The organism is Lentzea sp. NPDC059081, assembly GCF_042738015.1.
GTDB lineage: Bacteria > Actinomycetota > Actinomycetes > Mycobacteriales > Pseudonocardiaceae > Lentzea.
Window position 1 is genome coordinate 567,697 of record NZ_JBHYGW010000001.1, and the last position, 11,046, is coordinate 578,742.

The following is an 11,046-nucleotide window of genomic DNA, read 5'->3' on the forward strand; positions in this document are numbered from 1 at the left end:
CTACTCGGAGTCGTTGGTGCTCAGGCGCACCGGCAGCGCGACGATCCTGCGCATCAGCGCCGTCTGGTCCCACACGACGTCGGTGGCGCCAGTCAGCCTGATGTCGTCGAACCGGTCCATCAGCGTCTCGAACGCCACCTCCGCCTCGACCTTCGCCAGGTGAGCGCCGAGACAGCGGTGCAGGCCGTACCCGAACGCCAGGTGCTGGTTGTCCTCGCGGCGGACGTCGAAGGCGTCCGGGTCGGCGAACCGATCGGGATCGCGGTTCGCCTCGGCGAGTGAGCAGACCACGACGTCACCCGCGGGTATCTCCACGCCCGCGACGACGTACGGCCGGTGCAGGGGGCTGCGGAACGCGGACAGCGCCAACGGGGTCTGGTACCGCAGGCATTCGTCCACTGTGGACGAAAGCAGCGACCGGTCTGCCCGGAGACCAGCGAACTGCCGCTCGTGGGTCAGCAGCGACCACAGGCCCTTGGTGAGCAGCTGGGTGGCCGCCGTCTGCCCTGCCAGCATGACCACGAAAACCATGGAGCTGATGTCGTCGTCGTCGCCCATCCCCGCGCCGACGAGATCGGTGATCACGTCGGCGGCCGGGGTCTTCCTGCGCTGCCTGCCGAGCTCCGCGTAGTAGGTCAGCAGTTCGGTGCCGGCGAGCTCTTGGCGCTCGCTGCTCGACAGCAGGTCGGTCACGAAGACGTCCGAGAGCTGTTGCACGCGCCGGCAGTCCGCCGCCGGAATGCCGATGATCTCCCCCAGCACCCTGGTCGGCAGCGGGGTGGTGTACGCGGTGAACAGGTCCACCACCGGCTCGCCGGCGAACGCGTCGACCAGCTCGCCGGCGATCCGCCGGACCGCGGAACGGGCGGCCTTGGCACGGCGGGAGGTGAAGTGCTGGGCCACGGCCGACCGCTTGCGGGTGTGCGCCGGCGGGTCGTTGTTGAGCATGCCCCGTTCGACGAGACCGCGCACGAACTCCGGCAGTCCCGCGAGCGGTGCCCTGTCCCCCATGGCCGAGGTGTCGTTCGACAGCTCGCCGCTGGTGAGCAGCTCCCGCACCAGTTCGTATCGGCGCACCTGCCAGATCGTCCTGCCGTCCGGCAGGGACACCTGGCGCACCGGCGAGGTCTCGTCGGTGACCGTCACGCGAGCACCACCGGGATCTCCGCCAGCCGGCGCACCACCATGCCGGGGCGCCACTTGGCGTCCTCGGCCGCGTGGACCAGCCGTGAGTCCGGGAAGCGGGTGAAGAGCCGTTGCAGGCCGACGGCGGTCTGCAACCGTCCCAGCTCGGCGCCGAGACAGCGGTGGATGCCGTGGCTGAAACCGAGATGCCCTCGCGGGCACCGTGCCGCCTGGAACGTGTCGGGGTCCGCGAATTGCCGCGGGTCCCGGTTCGCGCCACCCGTGGAGATGAGGATCAGCTCCCCCGCGGGGATCGTCACGCCGTCGAGTTCCATCGGATGGTCGAGGTAGCGCGGGGCGAGCATCCGGAACGGTGTCTCGAAGCGGATGACCTCCTCGACGCAGTCCGGCATCAGCGCGGGGTCGTCCAGCACCGCTCGCAGCTCTTCCGGATGGGTGAGCAGGGCCAGGATCCCGCTGCTGATCGCGCTGGCCGGTTCCATTCCGGCCACCAGCAGCAGCGTGATCATCGACATCAGCTCGACCTCGTCCATGGCACCGCGATCGGCCGCCTGGACGAGCTCGGTCAGCACGTCCGCGGCGGGCTGGGCCCTTTTGAGCGCCACCAGTTCCCGCGCGAACCGGGTCAACAACCGCGCCGCCTCCTCGACCCCTGCCTTGGTCGGTGCGGTCAGGACGTCGGTCTCCCAGACAGGAAATCCGCCACGCATGCCCTCCGGCACCCCGAGCAGCTCGGAGATGCCGGTGGCTACGAGGCCGCGCGCGTACCGCGCGACCAGGTCGACCGGTTCCCCGACCGGCAACCTGTCGAGCAGCTCGTCGGCGACCTCCTCGACGCGGGACCGCAACCGGTCGATGCGGCTGGGGACGAAGAACTTGCTGATCACCGACCGCAGCCTGCGGTGGTCGTCCCCGTCCTGGTCGAGCATGCTGCGCTGGAGCTCCCGCGGCAGCTTCGGCCTGCGCTCGATGTCGAGCAGGGTGCGCTCCATGAGCTCGTACCGGTGCTTGACGAGATCGCGTTGCATGCTGGGATCGCCGAGGATCGCCCGCGCGTCGTCGTACCGCGTCACGACCCACATCCGGAATCCGCCGTTCTCCACGGGAAAGGCGGCGTGCTCGTCCTGGATCTTCCGGAGGATCGGGTAGGGATCGGCCATGAACGAACGGGAGATCAGTCTCTGGGGATCGGCCGTCGCGCCAACGCTCATCGGGACCTCCGGACGTGGGATCTTCGATACGAGGAACGTAAATCTCCGCACGGCCCCCGTCAGCCGCACCGTTCCGGCCCACGGGACGAAATCTCGCACCCCCGCCATCCGGCCGCCGCGCCGTCACCGCGCTGCACTCGAGTACGGAGTTCGCCGCACCTTCGTCCAGGACAGCCCTGTCGCCATCCGCTCCCGAGTTCAATCGGGAGCGGGTGGCAAGCACCACGAACTTGGAGATCCAGCATGGCCTACGGTCTTGGTGTCGACCTCGGCACGACCTACACCGCGGCGGCGGTTTCGGACGCGCAAGGCACCCGCGCGATCCCGCTCGGTCACGGTGTCGCCGTTCCCTCGGTGGTGTTCGCCACCGAAGGCGGTGTGCTGATCACCGGTGACGCGGCCGATGGCGAGGCGAAGAAGAACCCGCACCGCGCTTCCCGGATCCACAAGCGCAGGCTGGCGGACCCGACGCCGTTGCGGGTCGGTGACGCGGTGCGGTCCCCCGCGTCACTGATGGCCGCTCAGCTCAAGGACGCCGTGGCGGTGGCCACCGCGACGCAGGGCTGCCGTCCGCAGTCCGTCGTGCTCACGTGCCCGGCGGTGTGGGGTCCCTACCGGCGGGAGCACTTCTCCGAGGTGCCACGCCTCGCCGGGCTCGCAGACGTGCGGATCATCACCGAGCCCGAGGCCGCCGCGATGCACTACTCGGTCGAACGCCGGCTCGGAGCCGGCGAGACCATCGGTGTGTACGACCTGGGCGGCGGCACGTTCGACGCCACCGTGTTGCGCAAGACGCCGCGCGGCATGGAGATCCTCGGCAGTCCGGAGGGGATCGAGCAGCTAGGCGGTATCGACTTCGACGACTCCCTGGTCGCTCACGTCGACCACAAGCTGGGTGGTGAGCTCGGTCGCCTGGATCCGGAGGACCTGACGTCGGCGCGCTTCCTGATGGAGGTGCGCGAGAGCTGTCGCGTGGCGAAGGAGCGGCTGTCCACGAAGACCAGCACCCTGGTCCAGGTCGAGCTGCCCGGTGGCAGTCACGAGGTCGAGATCACCCGCGCCGAGTTCGACAAGATCATCAAACCGCACCTCGACCTCACCACGGAAGCGCTCCTGCGGTCGATCCGCTCCGCCGGGCTGCGCCCTGACGACCTCGGCAGCGTGCTCCTCGTCGGCGGCTCCTCGCAGATTCCCATCGTCACGGCGACCGTGTCCGCCGCCTTCGGCAAGCCGGTGCGGGTCGGCATGCACCCCAAGCTCTCCGTCGCTCTGGGCGCGGCGGCGGTCGCACGAACGCGCCAGGCCCCGCCACGCCCGATGCCCGCAGTTCCCGCCGTGCGTGCCGCGCCGGGCCCGGGTCGCGCACCGCGCCCGGTTCCCCACGTCTCCACGTCGGCCAGAGCCTTCGACTGGCTCGGCAGGAGGAGCACGGTGATCGCGGTCGTCATCGCCGTCGTGCTGCTGGGCATCGGCGTCGCATCGGCGGTGCTGACCGGTGACGACTCCCCCGCCGCGCCGGTGGCGGGCGAGGCCACCCCGAGCACCAGCGCTTCGGAGGGGGCCGAGTTCCTCGAGCACGGCCGGGACGTGGCTCCCTACCACAGCATGATCGGATCGGACGACGACTGGACCGGCACCGCCTTGTCCGGGAGGGGCACCGCGACGCACAAGGCGCTCGCGGTCCGTTCGGGCGACGGAGCAGCCAAGGCCGGTGGACGACTGGTGACCTGGTCGGGCAGCGGTCCCGGCCAGTTCTACCTGCAACGCCACCAGGGGAACGCGGACGCGCGCCCGTACCTGGAGTCGGGCACGTTGACGTTCGACGTTCTCGTCACCAAGGCCCCGGCGGCGCCGGTCTCGCTCGCCCTGCACTGCCACTACCCCTGCGCCGCACAGGTGGGTATCACCGAGCTGCTCGCCCAAGCGCCGGTCGGCGAACCGACGACGATCCGGGTTCCGCTGTCCTGCTTCACGCTCAAGGGCCTCGATCCAGAGCGGGTCGACGTCCCCTTCCTGGTCAGCACCACCGGCGCGTTCGAGGCGGAGTTCGCGCGGGTGCGCTGGGAGTTGTCCGGCACCACCGCGGGTCAACCGGTCACACCGTGCGCGAGCCTGGCATGAGGCCGCTCACCGTCGACCAGACGGCGTCCTGGTACCGCCGGCACATGGCGTGGCCGGTCGAGATCGCCGACTCGCGCGTCGTTCTCCCACTTGGCCGTGGCTTCACGGCGTTCGACACACCGGCCGGCTACGTGAGCAAGGTGCTCGTACACCTGAAAGCGTTGCACAGCGACGACTTCAGCGTTCCGGTGCTGTCGGACGGACAAGCCGACGGACGGGCCGTCTTCCTCGCGGAAGCGGACGGTACGGTGCTGGGCCAGTACCAGATGCCCTACGACGTCACGTTCCTGGACTCGGCCATCGAGCTGGTGCTGCCGTTGCGGGCACCCGGTCCGGCCGGAGGCAACCGGTCGTGGCGCGTGCCGCCGAACCCGGCGGCACGCTGGCTCCTCCCCGGTCCCGCGGTGCTCGCGGCCATCAACGCGGCGGCGCCTCCTTCGCACCGGTGGAGGCCGGCCAAGCGGGCAGCCTCCCGTCCCGCCAGGACGATCATCGGCTGAGCGGGGCGCTTTCCCCGGCAGCATTCACGCCTGCCGCTTGCCCTCTCGCGGCAGGCGGACCGTGTACACCGTTCCCTCGTCCTGCCCGACCTCGATCGTGCCACCGTTGCGGTGCACGGCCTGCCGCACGAGCGCGAGCGCGAGGCCTCTGCTGCCGTCCTTCGTGGACCATCCCCGCCCGGACTCGTCCGCGTCGCCGGTCATCTGACCGGTGTCGGCCACCCGGATCACCAGGTCCTCGTCGGTCGTGCGCAGCGTCAGCACGACCGTCGGCGCGTTGCCACCCTCGATCGAGGCGTCCATCGCGTTGTCGATCAGCTTGCCCACTATGGTCACGAGATCGCGGCTCTGCAGAGAGCTCCCCTCCATCGCGGTGTCGTCCGTGACGATCAGGTCCACGCCGCGTTCGTTCGCCTGGGCGGCCTTGCTGAGCAGGAACGCGACGAGCACCGGCTCGTCGATCGAGCTCACCAGGGTGTCCGTCAGGAGCTGGGCCAGCTCCATCTCCCTCGTGGCGAAGCTGACCGCCTCCTCCGAACGGCCGAGCTCGATCAGCGACACCACGGCGTGCAACCGGTTGGCCGACTCGTGGGCCTGGGACCGCATCGACTCCGCCAAGCCCTTCAGCACGTCCAGTTCCCCCGTCACCGTCTCCAGCTCGGTGTGGTCGCGCACCGTCACGACCCAGCCTCGCGAGTCCACAGAGGACTTGTTGACGAGCAGCACGTGCGAGTCGGTGACGTGGATCTCGTCCCTGAGCTGACCGTCCGCCAGCAGGCTCGTCACGAGGCTCCGCGGGAGACCGAGCGAGTCCAGCGCGCGTCCGTCGACGTCCTGGGAGCCGAGGTCCAGCAGTTCGCGAGCACCGTCGTTGCACAACGTCACAGTGCCGGCGGTGTCCAGCAACAGCAGACCTTCGCGCACGGAGTGCAGGATCGACTCGTGGTAACCGATCACCCGGTTGAGCTGCGCCGGCTTGAGGCTGTGCGTCTGCCGCTGCAGCCGCGTGCTGATGAGGTAGTTCCCCACCAGGCCGACGCCGAGCATCGAGAGGTTCACCAGTGCCTGAAGCAGAGGTCGCTGCAGTTCGAGCAGCTCTCGCGCGATGATGGACTTCCTGACGCCCGCCGACACCAGCCCGACCACCCGGTGGTCGGGCGAGTAGACCGGGACCACGACGCGTGTGGAGGGACCCGCCGCCCCGGTGTAGTCGTCCCGCACCACCTCACCCGCGAGCGCTCTCGCGATGGATCCGGGGTACTGCCTGCCGATCTCCGAGGTGTCCGGGCTCGTGTACTGCACGCCGGAGGTGCTCATGACCGTGACGAAGTCGACCCCGGTGTCCTTGCGGATCTCCTCGGTGTAGGCCTGGAGGACCGCCGACGGGTCGGAACTTGCCAACGCGTCCCGGACGAAGGGGGAAGCGGCGACCGAACGCGCGGCGGAGTTGCTCTGGACGAAGACCGCCCGGTCGACGTTGTCACCCGCCACCGCTTTGGACAGGAACCCGTCCAGGACGACGAGCAGCAGGATGATCGCCGCCTGCAGGGCGAACAGCTGCCGCGCCACGCTCCAGTTGCGCACCGAGGAACCTCCATGTCCAGGTCTGCTCAGTGCACTGTGTAGACCAGTTCCGGTCGTCCGACCTGTCCGTACTGCGGACGGCGCACCGCCGTACCGGATTCCGCCAGGTACTCGAGGTATCGGCGGGCGGTTGCCCGCGACAGGCCGACCTCCGCCGCCACGCTCGCCGCGCTGAGCCCGCCGGTGGCCGACCGCAGCGCGTCCAGGACGGCGTTCAACGTGTCGGCGCTCATCCCCTTGGGGAGCGTCCCGGCGACAACACCGTCCACACCGGACTCGTCGGCCGCGTCGTCCTCGGCTCGTCGTTCCAGCGCCTTCGCGTACTGCACCAGCCTGTCCTGCAGGGTGGCGAACGTGAACGGTTTCAGCAGGTACTGCACGACACCTTCGGAGATGGCCGACCGCACCATCGCCAGATCGCGGGCGGACGTCACCGCGATGACGTCCATCAGATGCCCCGCGGCCCTGACCGCGCGCACGACCTGCAGACCGTGGCCGTCGGGGAGGTAGAAGTCCAGCAGCAGCAGGTCGATCTCCTGCTGTTGGATCATCCGCGCTGCCTCGGTGCCCGTGTACGCCACGCCGACCACCGCGAAGCCGGGCACCCGGTCGACGTACGTCCGGTGCGCCTCGGCCGCGACCGGGTCGTCCTCGACGACCAGCACGCGGATGGATGGGGAGTCCGGTCCGGTCATGAGGCGGCGAATCCCGTCCCGGTGCCCACCGTGGACGCGACCAGCCCGTAGCGTGTGCGACAGCCCACCTTGGCGAACAACTTGGTGAGGTGCTTCTCCACCGTCTTCACGCTCATCTGCAGTTCGCTGGCGAGCTGGCGGTTGGTGCGCCCCTCGCAGATCAGGTCGATGATGCGCATCTCCAGATCGGACATGTCCGGCCTGCGGTTGCGCCGTGCCGGCACCACCAGACCGTTGTTGCCCATGACGCGCCTGACCACCGCGCTGAGCCGGGCGGCCCCGATCGACTTCGCGGTTCCGTAAGCCCTGTCCAGCCACTGCCGGGGATCGTCGGTCACGCGGGCCACCGCGAGCTGGGCGTGGACCAGGCCGGCCCGGCACCCGCGCGTGCGGATCATCCTCTCCGCCGACAGCGCCGCCGACACGTCCCGGTCCAGCAGACCGCGGACGTACAACCTCGTCTCCAGCTGCGAGGCCGGGCCGTACCGGCCGTAGCTCGCGATGGCCGCGGCGAACTCGCCGCGGTCCACGTCCTGCTCGCCGGCTTCCACCGCGATCGTCGCCAGCCGTTGCAGCAGTTGTGCCGCACCGGGTTCCTGGGCGGACCTCTCCTGATCGGACACCCAGGTCCGGTACGCCGTCCAGCCTTGCTCGCAGGCCGCACCGGAGTCGCCGGCGTGGTACAGCAGGCCCGCCGACACCCATGCGCGCAGCAAGGGGAACGCGCCGTCCTCCGGCACGGCGTCCAGCCAGCCCCGCGCCTGCCGGTCGTCTCCCCGCCAGCCGCACATCTCGGCGCTGAACAACCGCGCCGCGCTCAGCACCACCGGATCCGCGGCCGACGCCGCCAGCTCGAGCTGGCGCGCCGAACTGAGCGCCCGGTCCCAGTCACCGTCGGCGTATGCCGCCAGCACGGTGTGGTAGAGGGCAATCGGCCCCTCTGCGGGCACGCTGTAACCGGCGCCGAACACGGCCTTGAACGCCGGCACCAGATCCCGCAACGCCCATGCCGACCGCACGTCCTCCGCGACCACGCCGTCCCCGACGGCGACCACACGGCCCGCGGAGTCCCCGCTCCCGCCCGACGGGTCCGGCGTAAAGCTCAACGCGATCTCGAACGGGTCCACGGGCTCTCCCGCGAGCCACCGGTCGGCGAGCTCCACCGGCGCAGGCACGGCTCCCCCGGCCTCGATGGCTGCCCGCAGACGGTCCGGCAGCGCTGCGGGAAGGTGCAGGCGCGCGAACGCCGCGGCTCGCGACAGCCCTTCGACCTCGTCGGTGTCCAGGGTCTGGGACACGGTGATCACCTCGTCGACGAACTCCGCCAGGCCGCGGTAGTCGGCCGCACGAACGAACAGCCGGCAGATCTCCGCGCGCAGCCGGTCGCGCACCGGGCCGGGGCCCGCGTGCCACCACGCGGCGCGACGCCGTGCGACGAGCTGGCCGGGGTCGTCGGACAGCTCCCGGATCCCGTCGTCGAGGAGCAGGTCGACCAGGTCGGTTCGCGGCGGGAACGCCGTGCCCGCCGCGGCAAGGTGGTTCACGACCGCCACGCGCCAGCCGACCCCTCGCCAGTCGTCGTCCAGCAGCTGCTGCGCGACCGCCCGGTGCAGTTCACGAACCGCCACCTGACCACCCGACTCTTCGACCAGCCCCGCGACCAGTGCCGGAATCGGGCAGGTCAGCACACCCGAGGGGCCGCTGGCGAGCACGCCGGCCGACACGAGCATGTCGGTCGCCTGACCGTAGCCGAGCGCGGACCGCTCCGTCGCGCTCGCCAGCGCGGGGATGTCGTCGAGGCCGAAGCCGAAGCCGCCGGCGGCCAGCAGGACCAGATCTCGGCCGGGTTCCGCGAACAGGCTGACCAGCGTGCGCATCTCGTGACCGGCGGGCAGCACCAGTGTCGTCCGCGGCTCTCGCACGACGAGGTGACCGCGCACCTGCACCAAGCGGTCACGGCGCAGCAGATCGGCCACCACGGCGACCATCGTGCCGGGGTTGCCGTACAACGACCCCAGGCTCTCACGCAGGCTGCGCAGCACCGTGGGGTCGATCGGCGCACCGGTGATCTGCCGGGCCAGCGCCTCGACCTCGCCGTCGTTCAGCGGCTCCAGCAAGACCACGTCGGCCGCGGCCGCGCACAGGTCGGCCGCCGCGGTTCCGGACACCGAGCACGAGGCGATGACCAGGTGGCCTGCCCCGTGCACCGCCGCCAGCGCGAGCAGCGGGTGGTCCATCCAGTCGGCGTCGTCGACCAGCAACACGACCGTTGTTCGTGCCCGAATCCGCACGAACAACGAACTGAGGGCGCTCAGCAGGATGTGCCGGCGCCACGACGAGGCATAAGCGATCGGATTGCACAGCCGCTTGACCGCGTCGATCGAGTCGATGACTTCAGGATCGTTGCCCAGTTCTTTCAGGGATCCGCGCACAGCGGCCAGGATCGCCAGCACCCGGAATGCGTCCCACACCGGCTGCTGCCCGTGCGCGCATTGGACCTCCAGGACGATCTGCCCCGATTCCCGCGCTTCTCGCGCGAACTGCCCGAGCAATGCGGACTTGCCGGCGCCCCCCGGCCCGCGGACCACGCGCACGGCCGAGCTGCGGCCGTCCCACCTGAGGACGTCGAGCTGGGCCTTCTGCCCGATCAGCTCGATTCGCTGACCCATCGCGCACCACCCTCCCGTCCCCTGGCAGAGCCCACATGAATCGAATCACCTGCCGGCTACCGGGAAGGTAGCAGGGAAAAAACCACTTCCATCGCGCGGCGCCCGATGGAAACGCATCCCGACCTGCCGGAGAACTCGATCCCGGAAATCGCCCCACCATTTCGCCGGCGCAGTCGCCCGCACCGGCGTGAACACGGCCCGACCGCCGAACAGAACACCATCTCGCCGGACCTCACTCGTCCGGTGTGCTGCGGGACACAGCCGGTCGAGGTGATGATCGGAACGGTAACGCCCGCGACCCCGGCAAACCCGGTGCGTCGTCCGGAGCAGCCGTCCGAAGTAGGGATTCCCCTCAGCAGCCGGCTCAGGTTCCCGGTTCGCCGGCCGACGCCTGTCCATCCCCTGGTCCCGCCATCTGCTCCGCGTAGAAGGCCGCGACCTCCTCGTCGCTCAGCGACACCGCGTCCCGCAGGAAGTCGCCGGTCAGCCGTACCGAAGCCACCCCGCCTGGGTTGTACAGCACGTCGACGCCGTCCGCGAGCAGCCGCACGAGCTCCTCCAGCTCGACCCGCCGCCAGTCCGGCGAGCTGACGCGCAGGCGGTGCAGCTCTCCCGTGGCGACGACGACGCACGGAACGTCGTCCGGCGAGTCGGTGACCAGTGGCCTGCCGTCACCGTTCATCGCGAGGTCCACCAGTGAGTCCCGCAGAGCCAGCTGGATGTGGCGGGACTCGGCCCGACGCTGCAGCACCAGCCGCAGCACCGCGTCGATCGGGTCGGTCGGCGAGTCCTCGTCGATCGGCCGGTAGGCCGGGTTGGACCGGAACTTCCCCACTTTGCCGTCCTCGAACGGCCACAGACCCACCACCGCCTCCAGCGGCGGCACGTCCTCGTCGTCGCCGGGGTCCCAGTAGGGGTCGGGGAGCACGAACCACCGGCCGCCGGCATCGGCCTGCTGCGGCCGTTCGGTCACGTTCTCCACCACTGACCACCTCCCGATCCCCCGTCCCGCCGCGAAGGTTAACCAGCCGACCGGCGTCCGCCACGGGAGAACGACGGCCGCCGGCCGGGCGTAGGGATCCCCCTCACCACCGGCGGACCGCTCGTGCCCGCGGCCGCC

8 protein-coding genes are annotated in these 11,046 nt (G+C 70.3%); 2 read left to right on the forward strand and 6 right to left on the reverse strand.

Features of this window, described 5'->3' with window-relative positions; translation table 11 throughout:
• Entirely contained in the window at positions 1–1,146 is a 1,146-nt protein-coding gene (locus ACFWV3_RS02810; RefSeq protein ID WP_382407497.1) for a cytochrome P450, read from the reverse strand.
• Positions 1,143–2,306, reverse strand: a complete 1,164-nt coding sequence (locus ACFWV3_RS02815; RefSeq protein WP_382407499.1) for a cytochrome P450 — start codon at positions 2,304–2,306, stop codon at positions 1,143–1,145. The genes ACFWV3_RS02810 and ACFWV3_RS02815 overlap by 4 nt, the downstream gene beginning before the upstream one ends.
• A 294-nt stretch (positions 2,307–2,600) precedes the next feature.
• On the opposite strand from ACFWV3_RS02815, the gene ACFWV3_RS02820 reads away from it, so the two are divergent.
• Positions 2,601–4,478, forward strand: coding sequence for an Hsp70 family protein (locus tag ACFWV3_RS02820; RefSeq protein ID WP_382407501.1), 1,878 nt, complete (start codon positions 2,601–2,603; stop codon positions 4,476–4,478).
• The gene (locus tag ACFWV3_RS02825; protein ID WP_382407503.1) at positions 4,475–4,978 is read left to right on the forward strand and encodes a hypothetical protein; all 504 of its coding nucleotides are present in this window, start codon (positions 4,475–4,477) and stop codon (positions 4,976–4,978) included. The genes ACFWV3_RS02820 and ACFWV3_RS02825 overlap by 4 nt, the downstream gene beginning before the upstream one ends.
• 24 nt (positions 4,979–5,002) lie before the next feature.
• On the opposite strand, the gene ACFWV3_RS02830 is transcribed toward ACFWV3_RS02825, so the two are convergent.
• The 4 genes from ACFWV3_RS02830 to ACFWV3_RS02845 form a co-directional block, all read right to left on the reverse strand.
• Positions 5,003–6,562 (reverse strand): ATP-binding protein, encoded by a 1,560-nt coding sequence (locus ACFWV3_RS02830; protein WP_382407505.1) that lies wholly within the window; start codon positions 6,560–6,562, stop codon positions 5,003–5,005.
• Between the two features lie 26 nt (positions 6,563–6,588).
• On the reverse strand, positions 6,589–7,257 hold the full coding sequence (locus tag ACFWV3_RS02835; RefSeq protein ID WP_382407507.1) for a response regulator: 669 nt from the start codon (positions 7,255–7,257) through the stop codon (positions 6,589–6,591).
• Positions 7,254–9,926 carry an AAA family ATPase gene (locus ACFWV3_RS02840; RefSeq protein ID WP_382407509.1) on the reverse strand — a complete coding sequence of 891 codons (2,673 nt, stop codon included), beginning with the start codon at positions 9,924–9,926 and terminating at the stop codon, positions 7,254–7,256. Before ACFWV3_RS02840 ends, ACFWV3_RS02835 begins: the two co-directional genes overlap by 4 nt.
• A 364-nt stretch (positions 9,927–10,290) precedes the next feature.
• Positions 10,291–10,908, reverse strand: a complete 618-nt coding sequence (locus ACFWV3_RS02845; protein ID WP_382407511.1) for a type VII secretion system-associated protein — start codon at positions 10,906–10,908, stop codon at positions 10,291–10,293.
• Positions 10,909–11,046 lie beyond the last annotated feature (138 nt).

Coding starts and splice junctions, on each gene's coding strand:
- ACFWV3_RS02815 (WP_382407499.1), bottom strand. CDS start 2,306: ATGGCCGATCCCTACCCGATCCTCCGGAAGATCCAGGACGAGCACGCC.
- ACFWV3_RS02820 (WP_382407501.1), top strand. CDS start 2,601: ATGGCCTACGGTCTTGGTGTCGACCTCGGCACGACCTACACCGCGGCG.
- ACFWV3_RS02825 (WP_382407503.1), top strand. CDS start 4,475: ATGAGGCCGCTCACCGTCGACCAGACGGCGTCCTGGTACCGCCGGCAC.
- ACFWV3_RS02835 (WP_382407507.1), bottom strand. CDS start 7,257: ATGACCGGACCGGACTCCCCATCCATCCGCGTGCTGGTCGTCGAGGAC.
- ACFWV3_RS02840 (WP_382407509.1), bottom strand. CDS start 9,926: ATGGGTCAGCGAATCGAGCTGATCGGGCAGAAGGCCCAGCTCGACGTC.